26 protein-coding genes are annotated in these 22471 nt (G+C 45.5%); 17 read left to right on the plus strand and 9 right to left on the minus strand.

Translation table 11 applies throughout. The features are described from left to right. The 3 genes from pdhB (at position 1) to lpdA (ending at position 3848) form a co-directional block, all read left to right on the plus strand. The gene (gene pdhB, locus G9F48_RS02955; protein ID WP_003154528.1) at positions 1 to 978 is read left to right on the plus strand and encodes a pyruvate dehydrogenase complex E1 component subunit beta; all 978 of its coding nucleotides are present in this window, start codon (positions 1 to 3) and stop codon (positions 976 to 978) included. Positions 979 to 1102: 124 nt separating this feature from the next. Continuing rightward, positions 1103 to 2431 carry a pyruvate dehydrogenase complex dihydrolipoyllysine-residue acetyltransferase gene (pdhC, locus tag G9F48_RS02960; RefSeq protein ID WP_003154526.1) on the plus strand — a complete coding sequence of 443 codons (1329 nt, stop codon included), beginning with the start codon at positions 1103 to 1105 and terminating at the stop codon, positions 2429 to 2431. 4 nt (positions 2432 to 2435) lie between these two features. Beyond that, on the plus strand, positions 2436 to 3848 hold the full coding sequence (gene lpdA / locus G9F48_RS02965) for a dihydrolipoyl dehydrogenase (RefSeq protein WP_014304945.1): 1413 nt from the start codon (positions 2436 to 2438) through the stop codon (positions 3846 to 3848). Positions 3849 to 3895: 47 nt separating this feature from the next. Here lpdA and G9F48_RS02970 read toward each other — a convergent pair whose 3' ends face one another. After that, positions 3896 to 4270, minus strand: coding sequence for a hypothetical protein (locus tag G9F48_RS02970; RefSeq protein WP_014304946.1), 375 nt, complete (start codon positions 4268 to 4270; stop codon positions 3896 to 3898). Positions 4271 to 4518: 248 nt separating this feature from the next. On the opposite strand from G9F48_RS02970, the gene G9F48_RS02975 reads away from it, so the two are divergent. Both G9F48_RS02975 and G9F48_RS02980 read left to right on the plus strand, forming a co-directional pair. Then, positions 4519 to 5310: a polysaccharide deacetylase family protein gene (locus G9F48_RS02975; RefSeq protein WP_071391881.1), complete on the plus strand. Its 792-nt coding sequence runs from the start codon at positions 4519 to 4521 to the stop codon at positions 5308 to 5310. Positions 5311 to 5423: 113 nt separating this feature from the next. After that, positions 5424 to 5543 carry a GapA-binding peptide SR1P gene (locus G9F48_RS02980; protein WP_003154518.1) on the plus strand — a complete coding sequence of 40 codons (120 nt, stop codon included), beginning with the start codon at positions 5424 to 5426 and terminating at the stop codon, positions 5541 to 5543. A 48-nt stretch (positions 5544 to 5591) separates the two neighbouring features. On the opposite strand, the gene G9F48_RS02985 is transcribed toward G9F48_RS02980, so the two are convergent. Beyond that, positions 5592 to 7064: an aminotransferase class I/II-fold pyridoxal phosphate-dependent enzyme gene (locus G9F48_RS02985; protein WP_071391880.1), complete on the minus strand. Its 1473-nt coding sequence runs from the start codon at positions 7062 to 7064 to the stop codon at positions 5592 to 5594. Between the two features lie 180 nt (positions 7065 to 7244). Here G9F48_RS02985 and G9F48_RS02990 point away from each other — a divergent pair, with 180 nt between their 5' ends. Further along, positions 7245 to 7511, plus strand: coding sequence for a UPF0223 family protein (locus G9F48_RS02990; RefSeq protein ID WP_007409667.1), 267 nt, complete (start codon positions 7245 to 7247; stop codon positions 7509 to 7511). A gap of 34 nt (positions 7512 to 7545) precedes the next feature. Here G9F48_RS02990 and G9F48_RS02995 read toward each other — a convergent pair whose 3' ends face one another. After that, entirely contained in the window at positions 7546 to 8178 is a 633-nt protein-coding gene (locus tag G9F48_RS02995; protein ID WP_014470447.1) for a DUF1054 domain-containing protein, read from the minus strand. Positions 8179 to 8414: 236 nt separating this feature from the next. Between G9F48_RS02995 and G9F48_RS03000 the strand changes: the two genes are divergently transcribed. The 3 genes from G9F48_RS03000 (at position 8415) to G9F48_RS03010 (ending at position 9973) form a co-directional block, all read left to right on the plus strand. Further along, on the plus strand, positions 8415 to 8603 hold the full coding sequence (locus tag G9F48_RS03000) for a hypothetical protein (protein WP_003154513.1): 189 nt from the start codon (positions 8415 to 8417) through the stop codon (positions 8601 to 8603). 133 nt (positions 8604 to 8736) lie between these two features. Further along, the gene (suhB, locus tag G9F48_RS03005; protein WP_070081769.1) at positions 8737 to 9534 is read left to right on the plus strand and encodes an inositol-1-monophosphatase; all 798 of its coding nucleotides are present in this window, start codon (positions 8737 to 8739) and stop codon (positions 9532 to 9534) included. Beyond that, positions 9521 to 9973: a GNAT family N-acetyltransferase gene (locus tag G9F48_RS03010; RefSeq protein WP_128574608.1), complete on the plus strand. Its 453-nt coding sequence runs from the start codon at positions 9521 to 9523 to the stop codon at positions 9971 to 9973. The genes suhB and G9F48_RS03010 overlap by 14 nt, the downstream gene beginning before the upstream one ends. Positions 9974 to 10024: 51 nt before the next feature. Here the strand turns inward: G9F48_RS03010 and G9F48_RS03015 are convergent, their stop codons facing one another. Further along, a complete protein-coding gene (locus tag G9F48_RS03015; RefSeq protein WP_069473399.1) occupies positions 10025 to 11590 on the minus strand; it encodes a M4 family metallopeptidase in 1566 nt (521 codons plus the stop codon). A gap of 322 nt (positions 11591 to 11912) precedes the next feature. Here G9F48_RS03015 and G9F48_RS03020 point away from each other — a divergent pair, with 322 nt between their 5' ends. The 4 genes from G9F48_RS03020 to G9F48_RS03035 are packed head-to-tail and all read left to right on the plus strand — an operon-like array spanning position 11913 to position 14921. Further along, positions 11913 to 13850, plus strand: a complete 1938-nt coding sequence (locus G9F48_RS03020) for a hypothetical protein (protein WP_165409009.1) — start codon at positions 11913 to 11915, stop codon at positions 13848 to 13850. Then, positions 13840 to 14109: a hypothetical protein gene (locus tag G9F48_RS03025; protein WP_070081772.1), complete on the plus strand. Its 270-nt coding sequence runs from the start codon at positions 13840 to 13842 to the stop codon at positions 14107 to 14109. The genes G9F48_RS03020 and G9F48_RS03025 overlap by 11 nt, the downstream gene beginning before the upstream one ends. Continuing rightward, a complete protein-coding gene (locus G9F48_RS03030; protein WP_165409010.1) occupies positions 14110 to 14631 on the plus strand; it encodes a sigma-70 family RNA polymerase sigma factor in 522 nt (173 codons plus the stop codon). Beyond that, positions 14628 to 14921 carry an anti-sigma factor family protein gene (locus G9F48_RS03035; protein WP_003154508.1) on the plus strand — a complete coding sequence of 98 codons (294 nt, stop codon included), beginning with the start codon at positions 14628 to 14630 and terminating at the stop codon, positions 14919 to 14921. Before G9F48_RS03030 ends, G9F48_RS03035 begins: the two co-directional genes overlap by 4 nt. A gap of 37 nt (positions 14922 to 14958) precedes the next feature. Here the strand turns inward: G9F48_RS03035 and G9F48_RS03040 are convergent, their stop codons facing one another. Beyond that, positions 14959 to 15576, minus strand: coding sequence for a hypothetical protein (locus G9F48_RS03040; protein WP_165409011.1), 618 nt, complete (start codon positions 15574 to 15576; stop codon positions 14959 to 14961). A 311-nt stretch (positions 15577 to 15887) separates the two neighbouring features. Beyond that, entirely contained in the window at positions 15888 to 16076 is a 189-nt protein-coding gene (locus tag G9F48_RS03045) for a YlaF family protein (protein ID WP_003154504.1), read from the minus strand. Positions 16077 to 16187: 111 nt separating this feature from the next. Here G9F48_RS03045 and typA point away from each other — a divergent pair, with 111 nt between their 5' ends. Both typA and G9F48_RS03055 read left to right on the plus strand, forming a co-directional pair. Continuing rightward, complete coding sequence (gene typA, locus G9F48_RS03050) at positions 16188 to 18026, plus strand: translational GTPase TypA (RefSeq protein WP_003154502.1); 1839 nt, start codon at positions 16188 to 16190, stop codon at positions 18024 to 18026. A 56-nt stretch (positions 18027 to 18082) separates the two neighbouring features. Beyond that, a complete protein-coding gene (locus G9F48_RS03055) occupies positions 18083 to 18403 on the plus strand; it encodes a YlaH-like family protein (protein ID WP_165409012.1) in 321 nt (106 codons plus the stop codon). Between the two features lie 41 nt (positions 18404 to 18444). On the opposite strand, the gene G9F48_RS03060 is transcribed toward G9F48_RS03055, so the two are convergent. Both G9F48_RS03060 and G9F48_RS03065 read right to left on the minus strand, forming a co-directional pair. After that, the gene (locus tag G9F48_RS03060; protein WP_003154499.1) at positions 18445 to 18654 is read right to left on the minus strand and encodes a YlaI family protein; all 210 of its coding nucleotides are present in this window, start codon (positions 18652 to 18654) and stop codon (positions 18445 to 18447) included. A gap of 101 nt (positions 18655 to 18755) precedes the next feature. Continuing rightward, positions 18756 to 19379, minus strand: a complete 624-nt coding sequence (locus G9F48_RS03065; protein WP_003154498.1) for a YhcN/YlaJ family sporulation lipoprotein — start codon at positions 19377 to 19379, stop codon at positions 18756 to 18758. Positions 19380 to 19533: 154 nt separating this feature from the next. On the opposite strand from G9F48_RS03065, the gene G9F48_RS03070 reads away from it, so the two are divergent. Next, on the plus strand, positions 19534 to 20862 hold the full coding sequence (locus G9F48_RS03070; RefSeq protein WP_146276708.1) for a PhoH family protein: 1329 nt from the start codon (positions 19534 to 19536) through the stop codon (positions 20860 to 20862). Here G9F48_RS03070 and G9F48_RS03075 read toward each other — a convergent pair. Next, positions 20857 to 21333 carry a peptidyl-prolyl cis-trans isomerase gene (locus G9F48_RS03075; RefSeq protein ID WP_165409013.1) on the minus strand — a complete coding sequence of 159 codons (477 nt, stop codon included), beginning with the start codon at positions 21331 to 21333 and terminating at the stop codon, positions 20857 to 20859. The two genes, G9F48_RS03070 and G9F48_RS03075, sit on opposite strands and share 6 nt — an antisense overlap. A gap of 105 nt (positions 21334 to 21438) precedes the next feature. Here G9F48_RS03075 and glsA point away from each other — a divergent pair, with 105 nt between their 5' ends. After that, positions 21439 to 22368: a glutaminase A gene (gene glsA / locus G9F48_RS03080; protein ID WP_003154495.1), complete on the plus strand. Its 930-nt coding sequence runs from the start codon at positions 21439 to 21441 to the stop codon at positions 22366 to 22368. Positions 22369 to 22471: the final 103 nt, after the last annotated feature.

Genomic DNA, 22471 nt, shown 5'->3' on the forward strand with positions numbered 1-22471 from the left:
ATGGCGCAAATGACAATGATTCAAGCGATCACTGATGCGTTACGCACAGAACTGAAAAACAATGAAAACGTTCTGCTTTTCGGGGAAGATGTAGGCGTTGCCGGAGGCGTATTCCGTGCAACTGAAGGCCTTCAAAAAGAATTCGGTGAGGACCGCGTATTTGACACGCCGCTTGCTGAATCCGGTATCGGCGGTCTCGCTCTCGGTTTAGGCCTGCAAGATTACCGTCCTGTTATGGAAATCCAATTCTTCGGATTCGTATATGAAGTAATGGATTCAATCTCAGGACAAATGGCTCGTCTCCGCTACCGTTCCGGCGGACGCTGGACTTCTCCGGTGACAATCCGTTCTCCATTCGGCGGAGGGGTTCATACACCTGAACTTCACGCTGACAGTTTGGAAGGCCTTATCGCTCAGCAGCCGGGTATTAAAGTTGTTATCCCTTCCACTCCTTACGATGCAAAAGGACTGCTGATTGCCTCTATCAGAGACAATGATCCGGTTGTTTTCTTAGAGCATATGAAACTTTACCGTTCTTTCCGTCAGGAAGTTCCTGAGGAGGAATACACAATCGAGCTTGGCAAAGCTGATGTGAAACGCGAAGGTACTGACCTTTCTATCATCACATACGGCGCGATGGTTCATGAGTCGCTTAAGGCTGCTGAAGAGCTTGAAAAAGAAGGCGTTTCTGCTGAAGTTATCGACCTTCGCACTGTAAGCCCGCTTGATATTGATACGATTATTGCTTCTGTTGAAAAAACAGGCCGCGCAATTGTCGTGCAGGAAGCTCAAAAACAAGCCGGCATCGCTGCCAACGTTGTAGCTGAAATCAATGACCGCGCGATTCTGAGCCTGGAAGCTCCGGTTCTGCGTGTTGCGGCGCCTGATACAGTATTTCCTTTCTCGCTTGCTGAGAGCGTATGGCTTCCAAACCATAAAGACGTTCTTGAAACTGCGAAAAAAGTTCTTGAATTTTAATCAGGCATCATAAAAGACGGTAAAGAGAGTCCTTTTCTCTTATGATGAAGGAGTCTGTTTACTAGGTTCAATGCTTGCGTATGCATAACTAAAATTTGCTTAATCAACTAGGAGGTCGAAAACTGTGGCATTTGAATTTAAACTTCCGGATATCGGGGAAGGTATCCACGAAGGCGAAATCGTAAAATGGTTTGTGAAGCCGAACGACGAGGTAGAAGAAGACGATGTTCTGGCTGAAGTGCAAAATGATAAAGCAGTGGTAGAAATTCCTTCACCTGTTAAAGGAAAAGTATTAGAATTAAAAGTTGAAGAGGGAACAGTTGCAACTGTTGGACAAACGATTATTACGTTTGACGCACCTGGTTACGAAGATCTTCAATTCAAAGGAAGCCATGATTCAGGAGAGGCGAAAACTGAGGCTCAAGTTCAGTCGTCTGCTGAAGCAGGGCAGGACATCTCTAAAGAAGAGACTCCTAAAGAGCCTGCAAAAGAAACCGGCGCAGGACAGCAGGACCAAGCGGAAGCTGATCCGAACAAACGCGTGATCGCGATGCCTTCCGTACGCAAATATGCCCGTGAAAAAGGCGTGGATATCCGTAAAGTAACAGGTTCAGGCAATAACGGACGTGTTGTAAAAGAAGATATCGACAGCTTTGCAAATGGAGGAGCGGCTCAAGAAGCGGCACCGCAAGAAACAGCTGCACCTCAGGAAACAGCTAAACCTGCAGCGGCTCAGGCTCCTGAAGGCGAATTCCCTGAAACACGCGAAAAAATGAGCGGTATCCGTAAAGCGATCGCGAAAGCAATGGTGAACTCTAAGCATACTGCACCGCACGTAACTCTTATGGATGAAGTTGACGTAACAAATCTTGTTGCTCACCGCAAACAGTTCAAACAAGTTGCTGCTGATCAAGGCATCAAGCTGACTTATCTGCCTTACGTCGTCAAAGCATTAACATCCGCTTTGAAAAAATTCCCTGTTTTAAACACATCGATTGATGATAAAACAGATGAAGTGATCCAAAAACATTACTTCAACATCGGAATTGCAGCGGATACCGAAAAAGGCCTGCTTGTGCCGGTAGTGAAAAATGCCGACCGTAAAGCCGTTTTCGAAATCTCTGATGAAATCAACAGCCTTGCTACAAAAGCGCGTGAAGGCAAGCTTGCACCTGCGGAAATGAAAGGCGCTTCTTGCACGATCACAAATATCGGTTCTGCCGGAGGCCAATGGTTCACACCGGTTATCAACCACCCAGAGGTTGCGATTCTCGGTATCGGCCGTATTGCTGAAAAAGCGATCGTCCGTGACGGTGAAATTGTAGCTGCTCCTGTCTTAGCTCTTTCTCTCAGCTTTGACCACCGTATGATTGACGGAGCAACTGCACAAAATGCGTTAAACCACATCAAGCGTTTACTGAACGATCCACAACTTATTTTAATGGAGGCGTAATGTTATGGTAGTAGGAGATTTCCCTATTGAAACAGATACTCTTGTGATTGGTGCGGGACCAGGCGGCTATGTAGCTGCCATCCGCGCTGCTCAGCTTGGACAAAAAGTAACAGTCGTTGAAAAAGCAACTCTTGGAGGCGTTTGTCTGAACGTCGGCTGTATTCCTTCAAAAGCGCTCATCAATGCAGGCCATCGTTACGAGAATGCAAAACATTCAGATGACATGGGAATCACTGCTGAGAACGTAACGGTTGACTTTACAAAAGTCCAAGAATGGAAAGCTTCTGTTGTAAATAAGCTTACCGGCGGTGTTGCAGGTCTTTTAAAAGGAAATAAAGTGGACGTTGTAAACGGGGAAGCTTATTTCGTAGACAGCAACTCTGTCCGCGTAATGGATGAGAACTCTGCGCAAACATACACATTTAAAAACGCGATCATTGCTACCGGTTCTCGCCCTATCGAATTGCCAAACTTCAAATATAGCGAACGCGTTCTGAACTCTACAGGCGCACTGGCGCTTAAAGAAATTCCGAAAAAGCTCGTTGTTATCGGCGGCGGATATATCGGTACTGAGCTTGGAACAGCGTATGCGAACTTCGGAACTGAATTGGTTATTTTAGAAGGCGGAGATGAAATTCTTCCTGGCTTCGAAAAACAAATGAGTTCCCTCGTTACCCGCAGACTGAAGAAAAAAGGCAACGTTGAAATCCATACAAGCGCCATGGCTAAAGGCGTTGAGGAAAGACCTGACGGCGTAACAGTTACATTCGAAGTAAAAGGCGAAGAAAAAACGGTTGATGCTGATTACGTATTAATCACTGTCGGACGCCGTCCGAACACTGATGAGCTCGGCCTTGAGCAAGTCGGTATCGAAATGACTGACCGCGGTGTCATTAAAACAGACAAGCAGTGCCGCACAAACGTACCGAACATTTACGCAATCGGTGACATCATTGACGGACCTCCATTGGCTCACAAAGCGTCTTACGAAGGTAAAATCGCTGCGGAAGCTATTTCAGGAGAGCCGGCTGAAATCGATTACCTCGGTATTCCGGCGGTTGTATTCTCTGAGCCTGAACTGGCTTCTGTCGGTTACACTGAAGCACAGGCGAAAGAAGAAGGCATTGAAGTCGTTGCAGCTAAGTTCCCGTTTGCAGCAAACGGACGTGCGCTGTCTCTTAACGAAACTGACGGCTTCATGAAGCTGATCACCCGTAAAGAAGACGGTCTTGTAATCGGTGCGCAAATTGCCGGCGCAAGCGCTTCTGACATGATTTCTGAATTGAGCCTGGCGATCGAAGGCGGAATGACTGCTGAAGATATCGCGATGACAATTCACGCTCACCCGACATTGGGCGAAATCACTATGGAAGCTGCCGAAGTAGCAATCGGAAGCCCGATCCACATCGTAAAATAATGATGTAACAAAGAAACAGCCCCCGTTTGTAAAAGCGGGGGCTGTTTTTATTGTGCAAGCACATGCTGCATAGGTTTGATGATATCCTCTTTTTTCTTTACGGATCCCTCAATCTTCATGACCACATGCCGATGATTGATCACCATCAGCGCAGGGAACGTATTGATTTCCTCTTCCCATCCCTTTCTGTTGTCATAAACCTTCATTTGATCGACATGATGGGGATATTTCTTTTCTAAATCAAGAATCGCATCGTAATAAGGAACTTCTTTATCTATATGATTTTCATCGGAAAAAAACAAGATTTGAGTGTGATGAATGCTGTCGATCCGGTTATTTTTGAATGGAATGACAGTAGAAACCGAACAGCTTGACAGAACGAACAGCATCAAAAAAAAGGGAATCACCGTACGGTAGCGCATCTATCTTACTCCTCTGTTTTATATAATATATTGGTTCATCCATTTATAAGGACTATATTAAGTGTATCACGAGAGGTGAAAAACCTAAGGCTTGTTACTGAATTGTTATATAATTGAAACCGTTTTTAATGAAGAAATAATACGTGTGACAACTTGTACAGCCGATGTGTAAAAAAGGCACATTGTTTTTCGTGAGAGCGCTGTTTTTTCGTTATACTGGGGGCAAAACCATATCAGGAGGGATTGTCATGTATAAAGCCGCTGCAGCCGTCATATGTATGTGCTTACTCGCCGGCTGCCAATCAAATGAAAAGATGCAAACAAACAAACCCTATTCTCAAGCCGCGGCCAATCATGCCAAACGGGAAAACCATCATACAAAAGAGAAAAAACAGAAGGCGGAGCCCCGTTACTATATCAATCCGAAAACCTTTTCTGTGGAAAAAATGGATGAACAGAAAGAAAAAAAACCGATCGCATTGGTAACGATCGATGACGCGCCTGATCAGCATGCCGCTGAGATTGCGGACAAACTGCATGATCTCAATGCGTCAGCGATCTTTTTTGTAAACGGACATTTTTTGAAAAAAGATGAAAATAAGAAAGCGCTTAAGCATATTCATGAGTTAGGCTTTATGATCGGAAATCATACAATGACTCATCAAAACTTAAAAGATCTTTCCGAACAAAAACAACGGGAAGAAATCATTGGCGTCAATAAAGCGGTTGAAAAGGTAATAGGAGAGAAACCCGCATTTTTCAGGGCGCCTTTCGGAAGCAATACGGACTACAGTGACAGACTTATAAAAAAAGAAGGTATGGTGAAAATGAACTGGACCTTCGGGTATGATTGGGATCAGAAATATCAATCCAAAAAAGCGCTTACCGATATCACCCTGAGCAGTCCTTACCTGCGGGACGGCGCCAACATATTGATGCATGACCGGAAATGGACGGCTGAAGCCATGCCGGACATTGTAAAAGGATTGCGTCATAAAGGTTATACCGTGATTGACCCTAGAGCTATAAAAAGACCGTAAAAAATAAATGTGTTATACAATTTATCAGTTGACATATTAAATGTGACATAATAATATAATAACAACAAGTGAAAATTAAGCGTTTTCAAATTCTGAGAAATGGGGAATGACAGATGGGTACAATTGTTTGCCAAGACTGTAACGAAGCGATTCATTACTTTGAGGATGAGAAGGTCACGACGTTATACGGAACATGCTGCGGACAATGCCAGTGTCATCTTGAAGAAGAGTAAAAAGCGTAAAAAAGGCCCGAAACGATTTCGTTTCGGGCTTCTTTATGTTTATTGGATGGCTTTTTGCTCTTTGATGACTCTGATCATTTCAAGCGTGGCATCTTCGGGACCCTGCACAGGAAGGCCGGCGTCCAAGTTTTTAAAAATGTAGCTGATATTTTCTTCAGTAATGATCTCACCCGGAATAAAGATCGGAATTCCCGGCGGGTACACCATGACAAACTCTGCAATGATCCGTCCCGCGGATTCTGTTAACGGAATGACTTCCGTATTTGCGTAAAAAGCGTCTCTTGGCGTCATCGCTAACAGAGGAATCTCAGGAAGCAGAACTTCCGCTTGCTGATGAGCATAGTCATTTGCAGAAGCCTGCTTTGAAATGTCTGTAAGCGCGCTTACAAGACGGTCGGCATCTCCTGCTCTGTCTCCGGGGGTGAAAATACATAAAATATTATACAAATCGGACAGCTCGACTTCGATATTAAATGATTCGCGGAGCCATTTTTCAACGTCATGACCCGTCAGGCCGAGGTTTTTGACCGAAATGATTAATTTAGTCGGATCATAACTGAAGGCAGCTTTAGACCCTGTGATTTCTTCGCCGACACAGCGGATGCCTTCAATTTGATTGAGGCGTTCCCGTGTCTGATCCGCCAGCAGAATCGTATCTTCAAGAAGATCGCGGCCTTCTGTAGCGAGGCGTTTTCTTGCGACATCCAGTGAAGCGAGAAGCAGATAGGATGTTGACGTTGTCGTCAGCATGCTTAAAATCGACTGTACTCTTTCTTTGGAAACAAGGCCTTCTCTCACATTTAAAATGGAGCTCTGCGTCAGGGAGCCTCCCAATTTGTGCACGCTTGTGGCTGCCATATCAGCGCCCGCCTGCATGGCGGACAGAGGAAGCTTATCATGAAAATGAATATGCACGCCGTGCGCTTCATCGACAAGAACAGGCACATCGAAAGAATGCGCGAGCTTTACAATGCTGCTCAAGTCAGCTGCCACACCGAAGTATGTCGGATTGATGACAAGCAGGCCTTTTGCGTCAGGGTGTTCCGTCAAAGCCCGCTCGGCGGACTCAAGCGTAATGCCGTGAGAAATTCCGAGCTCATCGTCAATTTCCGGGTGTATAAAAATCGGCACCGCTCCGGAAAATACAATGGCCGACATAATGGATTTATGAACGTTTCTCGGAATGATGATTTTATCTCCGGGTCCGCATACGGCCATGACCATCGTCATAATGGCGCCGCTCGTCCCTTGTACGGAAAAGAAGGTGTGGTCTGCGCCGAATGCTTCCGCGGCCAGATCCTGGGCTTCTTTAATGATGCCCTTTGGCGCATGTAAATCATCCAGAGGTTCGATATTAATTAAATCTATGCTTAACGCGTTTTCTCCGATAAATTGTCTGAATTCCGGGTCCATTCCCGCGCCTTTTTTATGGCCCGGAATGTGGAATTGGACAGGCTGTCTGTCCGCGTGCTTTTTCAGTCCGCTGTACAGGGGTGTTTCATGTTGCGGCAATTGTTTTCCCACCTTTATCATAATACCTACGGATTAGTTTGTATTACATTCAGTTTTATTACCCGTTTTTTAAACGTAAAACAAATGAATTATATTATGAACTTGAAAGAAAGTAAAGAACAATTTATGATCTATGGAAGATGCTTATTTTTGAGCATGATGATAAAGGAGTGAAGACATTTGGAATATCAATATCCGATGAATGAGGACTGGACGACAGAGGAGGCCGTGGACGTCATTGCTTTTTTTCAGCAGGTGGAAAACGCCTATGAAAAAGGAGCTGACCGAGACAGACTTCTGAATGCGTACCGCCGCTTTAAAGAAATCGTTCCCGGGAAAGCGGAAGAAAAGAAAATCTGCAGCCAATTTGAAGCTGACAGCACCTATTCCCCGTATCGGACTGTGAAACAGGCGAAACAATCAGATCAAGCGATTATCAAAATGTAGACAAAGCGAGCCGGCAATCGGCCCGCTTTTTATGTTATGAGACTTTCTGAGTCAGTGTGTATAAAAAGGAAAGCTTCCTAAAAGCATCTTCAATGGTTTGCAGGAATTCATTGTTGTTCATGTTGATCACGTCTTCTTTTTGCAGCTGAATGCCGCATAAAAGCTCTGCTTTTTTCACTGTCTGCAGGCGTTCAAATAATGTTTTCAGCTGCTCCTGATCCATGTCGGACTGCTTGTACGCACCTGGCTTCGTATGATCCGGCGACCATACAAAATGACCGGGAATCTGTTTTGTGATTTCCTCCTGCTTCGCTTCCAGCAATCTGCCGTATTCCTCTTTTATCGGAGATTCATAAATGATGGCAAACCATACAAACATATGGGTGTCCCATAATCCGATCTGAAAGTGAGGGAGTTTCTTATACCCGCGTTTGCTGTTGGCAAAGGCAACCCAGCTGTCAGCCGGCGGGTTGACAGATCTTCTCGCGTGCTTGGCGACATGCGGAAACATTTCATCTCCTGTCAATGCTGACAATGTCGGTGCGAAATGCTCTCCTAACAAGGTCAGCTTCGGACGGACTTGTTCTTTTAACACCTCCATGCGCGGATCTAAACCTTCTATTGTAAATGTATCGAAGTCTTCTTTTGTAAAACGCATCTGAGTCATCTTTTTCCTCCTTAACGTAAGTATTCATATTTTACCACAGCCGCCGCCGGCCGCAAAAACATTGAGAACGTTTGAGCCGAGAGGAATGGTGGTAAAAAACGAATAGGTAAACACACAATTTTAAGAATGTTGTTACAGCCGAATATAAGTTTCCATACGATATAAGAAGTATCATTAATGAATTGGAAAAATGGGATGCTTTTTTAACAAATGATCTCTGGAAGGGGCGAAAGACAATGAGGCAAGTGGTGAAGGAAGGATTCAGGGAGGAAAAAAATAACCGTGTAGCTGTCTGGAGACTAGAGGTTGATTATGAATTGGCAACCCTGTATGAGGCCATGCAAAAAGAGAATGAAGATCAAATCGATCTCAGCAAAAGAAAACTGGAACGTCTCAGAAAAGAGTGGATTCGGCTTAACGGATAAAGAATAGTAAAAACGAACCGCAGGAAATGGTTCGTTTTTACGTGAGAAGGCATTTTTTTCATTTTCCTTGCTTTTTCATCGCCTTTATCAGTATGCTATAGAATAAGCTATACATAGAAAAGAGGTACACGGTATGACAAATTGGACGGAAATTGATGATATCGCAAAACAATGGGTAAAAGAAGCCGGAACGAGAATCAGACAATCCATGCAGGAAAGCTTGACGATTGAAACAAAATCAAATCCGAATGATTTAGTCACAAATATTGATAAAGAGACGGAGCGCTTTTTCATTGACCGTATACAAGGAACTTTTCCCGGACACCGGATTCTCGGAGAAGAAGGGCAGGGGGATAAACTCCGCTCCCTTGACGGAATCGTCTGGATCATTGATCCGATTGACGGGACGATGAATTTTGTCCATCAAAAGCGGCATTTCGCGATCTCCATCGGCATCTTTGAAGACGGAAAAGGCAAAATCGGCTTAATTTATGATGTGATGCAGGACGAACTGTATCACGCATTCAGCGGAAAAGGGGCTTATCTGAACGATGCGCCGCTTGCTCCTTTAAAAGAAGCTTCCATTGAAGAAGCCATTATTGCAATCAATGCCACATGGGTGACGGAAAACAGAAGGATTGACCCGAGTATTTTGGCGCCGCTCGTAAAACGGGTCAGAGGAACGCGTTCCTACGGTTCGGCGGCACTTGAGCTGGCCAGTGTTGCGGCCGGCCGCATTGACGCATACATTACGATGAGGCTCGCGCCGTGGGATTACGCTGCCGGCTGCGTGCTGCTGAACGAAGTCGGGGGCATTTACACGACCACAGACGGCGAACCGTTCACGTTTTTAGACAACCACAGCGTGCTTGCGGGCAATCCGGCTATACATAAAATTATCTTTGACGACTATTTACATGCTGACAGGTAGAGATTTTGAAGAAGAAGATCTCGGGTTTCTGGAGCAGCTGGCGGCATCGCACCCGGTGTGGAAAAAGGAAGAGTTCGGAACAAAAAATGCGGCGGAGTTTATGCTTGCATACTCCATGTACAATGGAACGTGGCTCGTATGGGAGATTGACGGCGCTCCTGCCGCCGTCAGTTTTCATTTGGAATGGGCCCCTTCAAACGGAAAACCGTGGCTCGGAACCGTGGCCGTCGCTCCGGAGGCAAAAGAGAAAGGAATCGGACGCGCGGTCATTGAAGAGATTGCGGGCCGGCTGAGAGGAGAGCATAAAGCGATGTTTTCAGCCGTTCCCCTGGACAGGCAGGAATGGGTTTTGTTTTTAAGCCAATGCGGCTTTGAACAGCTTAAGCTTGAAAAAGACGATCGGGAAAAGACATATATGATCATGGTGAAGCCATTGTGAAATGTTGCAGATATAAAAAAGAGACCGGATTTCTCCGGTCTCTTTTCTTGTTTACAAGCCGACCGCATTCCAGGCCGCTTCTACGCTTGCAGCGTCTTGAGAGCCGTAAAGGTCCCGCGCTGATTGAATCAAAGCTGCTTTTGCATCTTTAAAGCTTGATGACGGAGTGAGATATACCGTCAGTGCGCGATAGTAAATCTGCTCCGCTTTTTTCACGCCGATTTTTGTAATCGTGTTGTAAGCGGCTTTGTTCGGAATTCCGCTGTTTGTATGCACGCCGCCGTAGTCGCCGGCATCAGTGTTCGGAAGGTTTTGATAATTTTTGTAATGGTCGGGCTGTCCGTATTTTGTCGGATTGGATAAGCTGCGGAGAGCCGGCTGGCTGACCGTAATATCCTCACCGATATCCCAGTCCTCAGTGTCGGTGAAGTACCCGAATACATCAGAGAAGGATTCGTTTAAAGCGCCCGGCTGATTTTCATAGTTCAGGTTGGCCGTTTCCTGTGTAACGCCGTGTGTCATTTCATGAGCCGTGACGTCCATTGAACCGGAAAGAGGCGAGAAGAATGAACCGTCACCGTCTCCGTAAATCATTTGGTCGCCGATCCAGGCCGCGTTATTGTATTTGCTGCCGTAATGAACAGAAGATACGATTTTGCCGCCTCTATTGTCGTAGCTGTTGCGTTTAAACGTCTGATAGAAATAATCATACACTTTGCCGAGATTGTAATGCGCATCAACCGCAGCGCGCTGAGAAGAAGTTGTGAACTGGTTTGTAGTGCTAGATACGAGCGTGCCCGGCAGGTTATATTGTCGGTTTTGCAGATCGTACGTAATAATTTGTGTTCCGGTAGGCTTCGAAAGATCGCGCATTACATATTTGCCGTTTTCAGAAGAAATATTTAATGAGACCGTTTTTCCTTTAAGAGTCGTACCTGTTCCGGTTGCAGCGGCATGCTCCACTTTGTTTTGCTTTTTCAGGACTTTCCCTGTTTCCGCATCAACGGTTACTTCCCAGTTAGCTGGTTCCGGTTCGATGTAGCGGATGGTTACATCATAGGCGAGGCGGTATTTACCGTCTTTTGTGGCCGCTGCTTTCAGCTCGGCTTTGTTTTTGTTTGCAACGTTGCCGTTAGAGACGGCTTCAGGTGATTTGCCGATTGCTTTAAAAGCATGATCCAGCGCCTGATTTGCAGATAATTTTTTGCTGTTTGCCGTTTTGGCAGAAGCATCGTTGTTTAATTCGCCGTTAATCGCATAGACATTGTTGGATTTATCGACGTGAATAATGACTTGCGAGTCCTTCACAGGCACACCGTTAACGACAGGCACATAACGGAAGTGCTTGTAGCCGAGATCATCGGTCGTGTGGTCAATCAGCTTCAGTCTCTCAGAAGGGTTGCCTTTGAAGACTTTGCCGTTTTGTTTCAAGTATTGCTTGATTGCTTTGTCACTGACTGAAGGCAATTCAGATTGCACCAAAGAATGCTTCGGCACAAAGTTCGTCAGGTTTTCTTTAAGCTGAGGATTCTCAGCGGCCTGAACACCCGGAAGACTGATGGTTAAACTCATAAAGGAAGCGGCGACAGCAACAGACAATTTCTTACCTAAACCCACAATAAATCCCCCTTTTTGAAAATAATGAAAACTTATATTGTTATAATAAACCAGCATTCTCTCATTCTGCAATATAAAACTAGACTCCGCTGATGAATTGATAGAATCGTCCCGTAAAGGCTTCCGGCGGGCATCGTCAGGGGATAAGCCGAGAGGCACGTGTTGAATCAAACATGAGTCGAATGATGCGATTTATTCTGAAAAAAATGACAAATGAAGTCGGGAAAAATGATAGGGGAAAAATGTTCCAATCTGTAAAACTTTTTTTATAGCCGTTTGTCTAAACGGGTGAGGCCTTAATAAACGAAAAGGATTGTTTCAGATGTCAGAGATTTTCAGTCATTTTATTCAGCATTTCGACAGATATTTCATTTTAAGCAGACAGAGCGTGTTGATCATTCAGTGGTCAGCCGTCTGCCTTGCTGTTTTATACGCGCTGACTTTTCATCCGAAAATCAGCCGTGAGAGAGTTTGGTTTTATTCAGGAATTCTGCTCAGGGCCGTATTATTGGCGGGCATAACAGTTGAATTGGTTCATCAGGTGCAGAGTACTCGCTTTAGCGCGCACTATTTGATATCGGAAGAAAGAGAGCTTCTTCCGATCGTTCATCTCTTAATGTATGGGTATGTGCTGCTCACCGCGTTTCACTATATGCTCATGCCGCAGAAGCAGAGGGGAAAGGGCATATTTTATACCTTTGATCTCACTGTGGTGACACTGCCCGTCATTCAGCTGATCTTCAGTTTTTTCACTTTCTGGAATAACAGTCCCGATGCGATGGCGGGGGAGGATATAGTTTCGATGCTATGTTTTATTACGGTTGTTTTACTACTTCTGATTTCTATGAATGTTTTATTCTTTAAAATGTATTGGAAACCGAGACCCGTTTTTATCGGAGTGTTTTATGCCGGGGTCATCGGGCTGTTGGTGTGGGTGCTCGCTGCGCCCTCGGCAGGTGTAACAAAAGATTACGGCAGACTTCTCCCATTTACGGTGTATTTAACGATGGTCGGTTTTCTGATGACCCATCATTTATTTCATCGGTCAGACAGGATCAGACAGCGGACGAAAAGCTTTCTTGCGGCGGCAACGGCCGCTGGTTTTATTGTCTTTTTGAACCCGGTATACAATGCGGGCGATGCAGCTTTTGCGGTTTCAAAGCCGATAGCTGAAGATTCTGTTGATAATGTGGGTGAACATATCACTTCAGACCAAGCGGAACGGATCCTTACGTCATTTTTTCCGGCTGAGAATCCGATTTATTTAACAGAGACCAATCAGGACCTCCATTACTTTTACCGTTTTAAAACGGAAGATTATGAAGCGGAAGTGGACGAGGTTTCCCGTTTGATTACAAATTATCAATGTCTTAAAAAACCGGAAGGCCGCACTTTTACAGAAGAGGAATACCGGAAAAAGTCGCTGGATTTCTTGTCGGCGCACGGCCGAAAAATAAAAACACAAGGCATTCAGACAACAGTGAAAAAAGAAGACGGACAGTTTGTCGTGGAGATTGCGCCGAAAAGACAAGGGACGAAACACGAAAATTCAGGCACAGTATTTTACTGGGAAAAAGACACCATTATGGGTTTTTCAGAAGATTCGTCTATTTATCAGCTTGAGTCACTGCCGCAGGTGCATATGACGGAAAAAGACATAGTGAAAGCAACAAAAGCCGCCTTTCGTACGCTGCAAATGCCTGATCAGACATTTGAAATTAAAAATACAGATATAAACAGCCTGATCGGCAGCAGTTTGACCGTAACTGCGACTAACGGAACGGAGCTGATATTTGATGCAGCATCCGGACGTCTTATGAAAATCAGAGTCTCACTTGACAGCACCGTTTTAACAAAAACAGAACTTCAGAAGAAGCTCTTTTCATTGCTGCTGGGCGCGGATACTTCAAAACTTAGACAAATTGAAAAATCGGAAGGCACTCTCGTTTTTGAAAACTCTGAAGGCACATTCGTTACGCTCCGGAATGAAGAAGGCATGAAAGAGGTCTCATTCTACGGACAGGTAAGCGCCAAAACATTCCCGCATACATACAGAGACGGGGAAACAGCCTTCAAAAGAGTGGCGGGGGCATATAACGGCATCATTTACAAAAAGCGGGTGAAGCCTGTCATAGCGGTGAAAGCTGGCGTAACATATAACGCATGGCTCGTCATTATTCAGCCGTTCGGTTCAAACCGTCATGACGTATATGTAGTGAACGCGGATACTTACGAGGCGGTGAACCTTTATGAACAATAAAGAAAAAAAGGCTGTCTTCTTCGATTTATACGACCTTTATAAAGAAGGAGAACTTGAAGGCGGCACGCTCCAGTGGATGAAAGAACATGAGCATTTATTCGGAGCAGAGGCGGAAAACAGAAAACGGCAGAATGAACATGGCTTGAGTGCGCCGTCCGGCGATATCCGCCAGATTAAATACATGAAATGCCTGACGTATGGATTGTACGGATTCTTCATTGTGCTCTCAATCTGGATGACAGTGTGGTTTTACTTTTAAATGAAAAACAAGATGTCAATTGAACAGCTGTATCGTGAACATTATCAAGATATTATGTATTACCTTTACAGACGCACACAACATGCTGAAACCGCTAAAGACCTCGCTCAGGATACATTTATGAAAGCATTTAACGGGCTTGATTCATTTAAGGGCCACTCGTCTATCAGAACGTGGCTCTATGCAATTGCCCATCATACCTTCATCAATTGGTACAGACGTGATAGAAAATATCAATTTTCAGATATCACTCTGAATGAAGGGCTTCAGCAAACAACATATGAACTGCCGGAGCATTACGTCGCCCGGACAGACACTCAGAATGCGCTGACCAGGCAGATTCAGCGTCTGAAAAGCGATCAGCAGACCGTTTTAATTTTAAGGGAATTTCAAGAGCTGTCTTACGAAGAGATTGCTGATGTTTTGGACTGGAGTCTTTCAAAGGTGAAGAGCACCCTGTACAGGGCGAGAATGCAGCTGAAACAGCACTTGGCGGAAAAAAGGAAGGACGGACAGATATGACTTGCTGTTTAGTGAGAGATTTACTCCCTTTATATATTGAAGGCGATTGTGAAACAGAAACGGAGCGGTTTATTTCCCGCCACCTTGAATCATGCGGTAAGTGCGAAAGTTTATATCATATGATGAAGGAGCCGCTTGACCTCGGCAGCCCCGAGATGAAGGAGCCCGCCTGTTATGCAGAAGAAGAAAGGCGGTTTAAGGAACGGTATTACGGGAAGCTGCTGATAAAAGCAGCCTGTTTGTTCGGCGCTGTTTTCTTTATCATGCTGATCTTTAAACTGCTGATTTAAAAAAACGCCCGGCTGCATGACCGGGCGTTTTATCCGTTTACTCAGCCGGATGAAAGGCTGTATAAATGCCTTCAAGCAAGTCCTGAGGCAGTGAATTAAAGAATCCGGCACACAGCTTTGCTTCTTTTTTTCCTGCTCCTGCTTTTTCAGCAAGGTCCTGATCAAACGTATACACACCGTCTTCTTCAATCAGCGCAGATTGAAGGATATGAAGACTTTGGGAAAAAGCGGTGAACAGCTGATCAACGATAAGGGCCTCTTTTTCCGTAAATCCGAGCTCCACCGCTTTTTCTTTATTAAATGTATATTCGCCGTCCGTTTTCTCAATACATTGAGAAAGAACGGTTAAAAATTCGGTTGACCTGTCCCACAGCTTTTGAATGGTCTGTGCGGCTTCTTTATCTAATCCCAATTCAACCGCTTTTTCACCGTCAAAATAATAGACACCGTCTTTTTCGTAAATGGATTGGCTGATGATGTCAATGAGTTTTGCCGCGTCTTCCGGTGTTTTCTCTGCGGAAGCCTGCAGGGCATGCGGTTCATTTGCCTGGATCGTTTTTGCGCCGGCAGAATCAAGCGGACTGAATGCAAGCAAGGCGGCTGAGGCGGTTGCGGCGGCAGTTACAGCGGTTTTTTTCAAAAAAGATGTTTTCATGTCATTCTCTCCTTGTCATGTGTATTTGCTTACAGCCACAAGTATAAAAAGACAATGATGGAATTGATATAGGAGGTATGGTATTTTCTGCATAACGATGCCGGACTATTTCAGACTGCATTTTCTGAGGGAATCTGCTGATGTAACTAGAATGGGGGCCGTCATTTCCGGCTTCCTGACTAGAAGGCGGGGGAGATAAGCCTTACATCTGGAGCCTGTTTTTGAGGATATAAAAAAGCCTGAATCTTTGATTCAGGCTTCATAAGATATTGTCTTTCCATGTTTACGGAATTTTGCAAAGGGTCATGCTTTTAATCAAGCAGTCCCTGTTCGCGCATTTTTTTCTTTACGGTGAAACCGCTTCCCATCATGGCGATAACGAGAACAATGCTTCCGATGATGCCCCATGCGCTTTTCTCAGCGATTGATACGCCGATCAGCATCATGCTGAAGACTGCTGCGAATGCAAATAATAATAAGAGCCAATTCAATTTTTTCATATTTCCATCCCCTTTAACGTCATACTTTCAGTTTACAGAAAAACGTAACGCTTTTAAAGAGGATGTGTGGTATAATATGAAAGTTATCTAATTTTTTTAGGAGATGAAAATGTGAAACTTCGAAACGATCTTCGCAACATCGCGATTATTGCCCACGTTGACCATGGGAAAACGACTTTGGTAGACCAATTGCTTCACCAAGCCGGAACATTCCGTGCCAACGAAAATATTGCCGAGCGCGCAATGGATTCAAACGATCTTGAACGTGAACGCGGTATTACAATTCTTGCGAAAAATACTGCGATTAACTATAAAGATACACGCATTAATATTTTGGACACTCCGGGACACGCCGACTTCGGCGGAGAGGTAGAACGGATTATGAAAATGGTTGACGGCGTTCTGTTAGTCGTTGACGCATATGAAGGCTGCATGCCGCAAACCCGTTTCGTACTGAAAAAAGCCCTTGAGCAGAACTTAAATCCGGTTGTCGTCGTGAACAAAATCGACCGTGATTTCGCCCGCCCGGAAGAAGTCATTGATGAAGTGCTTGATTTGTTCATCGAGCTTGACGCAAATGAAGAACAGCTTGAGTTCCCTGTCGTCTACGCTTCTGCGATTAACGGAACGGCAAGTCTGGATCCGAAAAAGCAGGACGAAAATATGGAATCACTGTATGAAACGATTCTTGAACATGTCCCTGCCCCGGTAGATAACGCCGAAGAGCCTCTTCAATTCCAAGTGGCGCTGCTTGATTACAATGATTATGTCGGCCGTATCGGTATCGGACGCGTTTTCCGAGGCACGATGAAAGTGGGTCAGCAGGTTTCATTGATGAAACTTGACGGAACGGTAAAATCATTCCGCGTAACGAAAATCTTCGGTTTCCAAGGATTGAAACGCGTGGAAATTGAAGAAGCGAGAGCGGGAGACCTTGTTGCCGTTTCGGGCATGGAAGACATCAACGTCGGTGAAACGGTTTGTCCGGCTGACCACCATGAGCCGCTGCCGGTTCTGCGCATTGATGAGCCTACGCTTCAAATGACATTTGTCGTAAACAACAGCCCGTTTGCAGGCCGTGAAGGCAAATATGTCACAGCCCGCAAAATTGAAGAGCGTCTGAACGCGCAGCTTCAAACAGACGTCAGTCTTCGTGTCGAACCGACTGCATCACCAGACGCATGGGTTGTTTCAGGACGGGGTGAGCTTCACCTGTCCATTTTAATTGAAAACATGCGCCGTGAAGGCTATGAGCTTCAAGTGTCTAAACCTGAAGTTATCATTAAGGAAATCGACGGCGTCAGCTGCGAGCCTGTTGAGCGCGTGCAGATTGACGTGCCTGAAGAGCATACCGGTTCTGTTATGGAATCAATGGGTGCGAGAAAAGGCGAAATGCTTGATATGATTAATAACGGAAACGGCCAGGTCCGCCTGATCTTTACCGTACCTTCACGCGGACTCATCGGCTATTCTACTGAGTTTCTGTCACTGACACGCGGTTTCGGTATCCTGAACCACACGTTTGACAGCTATCAGCCGATGCAAAAAGGCCAAGTCGGAGGCAGACGTCAGGGTGTGCTCGTTTCCATGGAAAACGGAAAAGCGACATCTTACGGAATTCAAGGTATTGAAGACCGCGGCGTCATCTTCGTTGAGCCCGGAACAGAAGTGTATGAAGGCATGATTGTCGGCGAACATAACCGTGACAATGACCTTGTCGTCAATGTCAGCAAAATGAAACAGCAGACAAACGTCCGTTCCGCTACGAAGGATCAAACGACTACGATTAAGAAAGCGCGCATTATGTCGCTTGAAGAATCACTCGAGTACTTAAACGAGGATGAATACTGCGAAGTAACGCCGGAATCCATCCGTTTAAGAAAGAAAATCCTGAATAAAAACGAACGTGAAAAAGCGGCGAAAAAGAAAAAAACAGCAGGAATGTCTTAATCACTTGCAGAATTTGAAAAGGTAGAACCCGAACGGAAAAGGGGAGGGGGATCTTTTTGAATGAAGTAAGTGAACGGCTGTCGTTCTTTGCGGCTCTTTACCAAGTGGATGAGCATCCGCTGGCGGGAATGTGGCTGTTATACGGAACGATCGTCGTGCTTTCGGTGATTGTATTTAAACTCGGCTTTGCCAAACGGCTGCCGGTGTTGAAGGCTGCGGCAGTTTATCTCTTTCTCCTGCTCGGCTGCACCGTGCTGACTTTTTTCGGTGTGTTTCTGCCGGTCGGAGAAGGGCTTGTTGTCGCCGCCTTGATTTTGATCATTTACAAAATCCGTCTGCACCAGTCCAAAAAAAGCCAGTCAGCTAAACCGCAATAAAAAAATGACCTTGCCTTCCGGCGGGTCATTTTTTATTCGGTTTATTTTTTCAGTTTATCTTTTTTCGCTTTTTGTCCAGGATGAAAGGAAAAGTGTCCGGTATTCAGCCGCGCCTCCGTTTTGATTTTGATTCGGTCATGGCATTCCCGGCACATATATGTATGAATCGGACGATTGCGGAGGCGTTTGGCTGTCAGTGTTTCATCATCAATTTGTTCAATTTTGTCGCAAATGGAACATTTTACTCTCATTGATTTTCACCTCTTTCACTATGACAAGCATTATATCATGGATGCCCCTCCTGCCAAAGGGAAAGAAAGCAGCGCCCTTCCTTTGGAGCGGGCGCTGCTTTTTACTGGCGGTTTTTCATATGATGATCTGATTGATCGTTCTGTTCGTTCTGCAGCTTGTTCTGGTCTCTTTGGTTCAGCTGATCATCATTCGATTGAGTCGGTGATTCTTTTTCATTGTCGGTCACATCATTCGGGACTTCCGGCATGACACGACCGACGATGGCGGCAAGTTCGTCCAAAATGCCTGAAACGGGGCGGCCGGCTTTAATGTCGCTGCCCATGCCTCTCAGACGGGAAACCGTATCAGGATCAGCCACGACAACGGCATTGGCGCCGTAAGGATCGTTTTTTAACGCCTGGGCAACGGTGTATTTAATGCTCTCCACTTTGCTTCTTTCTAAATTGTCATCCACATCGATTCCGACAACGGAGTATCTTCCGAGTACAACCGCGGTGGCATCTGAAATGCCGGGGATTTTTTCGGTTACTTCGACGAGATGCTTAGCGATGTCTGTCCGGCCGGGATTTTCAGCTGTCTCAGGAGCCGTATTTTTCACATGAATCGGTTTTGCATCACGCTGATCGGTTGATTCGTTCTGGATATTGCGGCCGCGGCCGTCCTGTACAGCAGTGCAGCCGGTCAGGATAAACAAGGCTTGTATGATAATGAAAAGAATTCGCACGTCAGATTCCCTCCTTGAATGCTTTCATTTATTTTATTGTTGAATTAACCTTCTATCTTTATTCACCAAATCATATATTTTAGCAGGCATCCCCGTTTTTCGCGGAAAGAGAAGCACACGATGGGCTTTGATCCTTATTTCAGGAGGCTGAGACTTGAGTAAAATTTATGTGTTAGATACGAATGTACTTTTGCAGGATCCTAACGCCATTTTTTCCTTTGAAGAAAACGAAGTTGTCATCCCCGCCGTCGTGCTGGAAGAGGTCGATTCAAAAAAGCGGTATATGGACGAGGTCGGGAGAAATGCAAGGCACGTATCTAAGCTGATAGACGGGCTCAGGGAGAAAGGTAGGCTGCATGAGAAAGTTCCGCTTGAAAGCGGAGGAACGCTCAGAATTGAACTGAACCACCGGTCATTTCATCAGCTCCAAGAAATTTTTATCGAAAAAACGAATGATAACCGCATTTTGGCGGTGGCAAAAAATTTAAGCCTTGAGGAGGAAACGAAAGAAAACGGCCGCCTCGTCATCCTGGTCAGCAAAGATGTGCTTGTCAGGGTAAAGGCGGATGCCATCGGGCTTTTGGCGGAGGATTTTTTAAACGACAGAGTCGTTGACCATGATGAAATATATAGCGGGTACAAAGATATATTTATGAATAAAGAGCGGTTTGCCTCGTTTTATAAAAACAAACAAATTTCAGTCAAGGAGCTTCAGCAGCATCAGGTTTATCCGAATCAATTTGTGCTGATGAAAGATGAATTAGGAGGATCATCGTCTGCGGTCGGCATGGCGGATAAGAAAGGCGAGACCGTAAAAAGACTTGTTTTCGATGATGAGCACGTATGGGGTATCAGGCCGAAGAACGTCCAGCAGACAATGGCGCTTGAACTCCTGCTGAGGGAAGATATCCCGCTTGTCACCCTGATCGGAAAAGCGGGAACGGGAAAAACCTTGCTTGCTCTCGCGGCAGGGCTTCTGCAGACGGAGGATCTCGGTATTTATAAAAAGCTGATCGTCGCGCGTCCCATCGTCCCGGTGGGAAAGGATATCGGATATTTGCCGGGCGAAAAAGAGGAAAAGCTCAAGCCGTGGATGCAGCCGATCTTTGATAATCTTGAATTTTTATTCAATGCGAAAAAGCCGGGTGAACTTGAAGCGATTTTGGCAGGAATCGGATCGATTCAGGTGGAGGCGCTGACATACATTCGGGGAAGAAGCATTCCGGATCAGTTTATTATTATTGATGAGGCTCAGAATCTGACGAGGCACGAGGTCAAAACGCTTTTGACAAGGGTGGGAGAGGGAAGCAAAATTGTCCTGATGGGCGATCCGGAGCAAATAGATCACCCATACTTAGACAGTTTAAACAACGGACTTGCTTATGTTGTAGAGCGGTTTAAAGGACAAACCGTCTCCGGCAGCGTGAAGCTTGTGAAAGGTGAGAGATCCGGCCTTGCACAGCTTGCCGCCGATTTGTTATAAAACTTCGATTTCTGTGACGCCCGTTATCGGTTTTTCAAAGTCTCCGTCCACGTAAAAATGGACCGGACCGCCGTCTTGAAGCGGTTTCCCCGCATCGCTGAAATGCGCGATTGCGTCCATCGCCTTTTCAAGCGGCACTTCGATTCTTTCTGATTTTGAAATAAATGCGCACAGGACAGCGCTTTCTTTCGGCTCGGCATTTGCTAAAACAGCGCCGAGCTTCATGGCGAAGCTGCCGTTCATCAGTCTTTCTTTTTCATAACGTTTTTCGCTTTTTAAAGTCGGCGGCGAAATGCGCCCTTCTCTGATCACCCGTTCAGGATCAAGCGTATGCTCCTGGGTTTCTGCAGAGCCGTCCGGATGAACGGGCTGATTGTTTTCAAACGGAAATTTGCGGTCATCGAAAATCCAGACACTCGGATCAATTGTAATCGGGTATGTAACATTGCCTTTTACTTGAATAACGCTCATGTTGAAGCCCCCCCTTTACTTAAAGTATAAAAGTTTTCGCATGAATTGTCACTTTGCGTCGCAAACTTAGATGTATACAACGGCAGCGAAGTGAGGATGATCGACATGGTATGCCGGCATTACCAAGAGCTGGACGCATTAGTTCAGGAAGCGAAAAAAAGGACCGAAGAAGGCAAAGTGGCAGACTATATTCCGGCTCTTGCTGAATCCGAACAAGACAGCCTTTCGGTCACGATTTATCATGCGGAAAATACATGTCTGACGGCAGGAGACGCCGACAGGACATTTACGCTGCAGAGCATTTCGAAAGTGCTTTCTCTGGCGCTCGTACTGATGGATTACGGAAAGGAAAAGGTGTTCAGCTGCGTGGGTCAGGAGCCGACCGGCGACCCGTTTAACTCCATGATTAAGCTTGAAACAGTGAATCCGGGCAAGCCTTTAAATCCGATGATTAATGCGGGAGCTCTCATCGTTACGGGTTTAATTAAAGGGCATTCGCCGAAAGACCGCCTGGATTACCTGCTCGGATTCATCAGAAGACTTGCGAACAATCAGGACATTACATATTGCAGACATGTCGCGGAATCGGAATTCAAATCTTCCATGATTAATCGGGCCATGTGTTATTACATGAAGCAGTATGACATTTTTAAAGGCGATGTTGAAGAGGTCATGGATTTGTATACAAAACAGTGCGCGATTAAGATGAGCAGTCTGGATTTAGCCAAAATCGGCTGTGTATTCGCCCTTGACGGGAAGCATCCGGAAACCGGGGAGCAGGTCATTAAAAAAGATGTGGCGAGAATCTGCAAGACGTTTATGGTGACATGCGGCATGTACAATGCGAGCGGGGAATTCGCAATAAAGGTCGGCATTCCCGCTAAAAGCGGCGTTTCGGGAGGAATCATGGGCATTTCGCCGTACAACTTCGGAATCGGTATATTCGGCCCGGCGCTTGATGAAAAAGGCAACAGCATCGCGGGTGTGAAGCTTTTGGAAATCATGTCTGAGAAATACAGGCTGAGTATTTTTTGAAACATTTTTTATCATAACATCTGCTTAAATCCTCTTGCAATTTTATCTGATACCCTTTATGATAAATAGAAGAATTAGGTACTCGCCTGGGGAACGGAGGGAT

It is taken from the genome of Bacillus sp. EKM420B (genome assembly GCF_011065565.1).
GTDB classification, from domain to species: domain Bacteria; phylum Bacillota; class Bacilli; order Bacillales; family Bacillaceae; genus Bacillus; species Bacillus velezensis.

Bases quoted from the DNA above. Each gene is read 5' to 3' on its own strand.
- G9F48_RS02995 (WP_014470447.1), bottom strand. From the start codon at position 8,178: ATGACTCAGATGCGTTTTACAAAAGAAGACTTCGATACATTTACAATA.
- G9F48_RS02975 (WP_071391881.1), top strand. From the start codon at position 4,519: ATGTATAAAGCCGCTGCAGCCGTCATATGTATGTGCTTACTCGCCGGC.
- G9F48_RS03040 (WP_165409011.1), bottom strand. From the start codon at position 15,576: ATGAAAACATCTTTTTTGAAAAAAACCGCTGTAACTGCCGCCGCAACC.
- G9F48_RS02970 (WP_014304946.1), bottom strand. From the start codon at position 4,270: ATGCGCTACCGTACGGTGATTCCCTTTTTTTTGATGCTGTTCGTTCTG.
- suhB (WP_070081769.1), top strand. From the start codon at position 8,737: ATGACAAATTGGACGGAAATTGATGATATCGCAAAACAATGGGTAAAA.
- G9F48_RS03035 (WP_003154508.1), top strand. From the start codon at position 14,628: ATGACTTGCTGTTTAGTGAGAGATTTACTCCCTTTATATATTGAAGGC.
- G9F48_RS03075 (WP_165409013.1), bottom strand. From the start codon at position 21,333: ATGAGCGTTATTCAAGTAAAAGGCAATGTTACATACCCGATTACAATT.
- pdhB (WP_003154528.1), top strand. From the start codon at position 1: ATGGCGCAAATGACAATGATTCAAGCGATCACTGATGCGTTACGCACA.
- G9F48_RS03025 (WP_070081772.1), top strand. From the start codon at position 13,840: ATGAACAATAAAGAAAAAAAGGCTGTCTTCTTCGATTTATACGACCTT.
- G9F48_RS02980 (WP_003154518.1), top strand. From the start codon at position 5,424: ATGGGTACAATTGTTTGCCAAGACTGTAACGAAGCGATTCATTACTTT.
- G9F48_RS03060 (WP_003154499.1), bottom strand. From the start codon at position 18,654: ATGAGAGTAAAATGTTCCATTTGCGACAAAATTGAACAAATTGATGAT.
- G9F48_RS03010 (WP_128574608.1), top strand. From the start codon at position 9,521: ATGCTGACAGGTAGAGATTTTGAAGAAGAAGATCTCGGGTTTCTGGAG.
- G9F48_RS03000 (WP_003154513.1), top strand. From the start codon at position 8,415: ATGAGGCAAGTGGTGAAGGAAGGATTCAGGGAGGAAAAAAATAACCGT.
- G9F48_RS03020 (WP_165409009.1), top strand. From the start codon at position 11,913: ATGTCAGAGATTTTCAGTCATTTTATTCAGCATTTCGACAGATATTTC.
- G9F48_RS03030 (WP_165409010.1), top strand. From the start codon at position 14,110: ATGAAAAACAAGATGTCAATTGAACAGCTGTATCGTGAACATTATCAA.
- G9F48_RS03045 (WP_003154504.1), bottom strand. From the start codon at position 16,076: ATGAAAAAATTGAATTGGCTCTTATTATTATTTGCATTCGCAGCAGTC.
- lpdA (WP_014304945.1), top strand. From the start codon at position 2,436: ATGGTAGTAGGAGATTTCCCTATTGAAACAGATACTCTTGTGATTGGT.
- glsA (WP_003154495.1), top strand. From the start codon at position 21,439: ATGGTATGCCGGCATTACCAAGAGCTGGACGCATTAGTTCAGGAAGCG.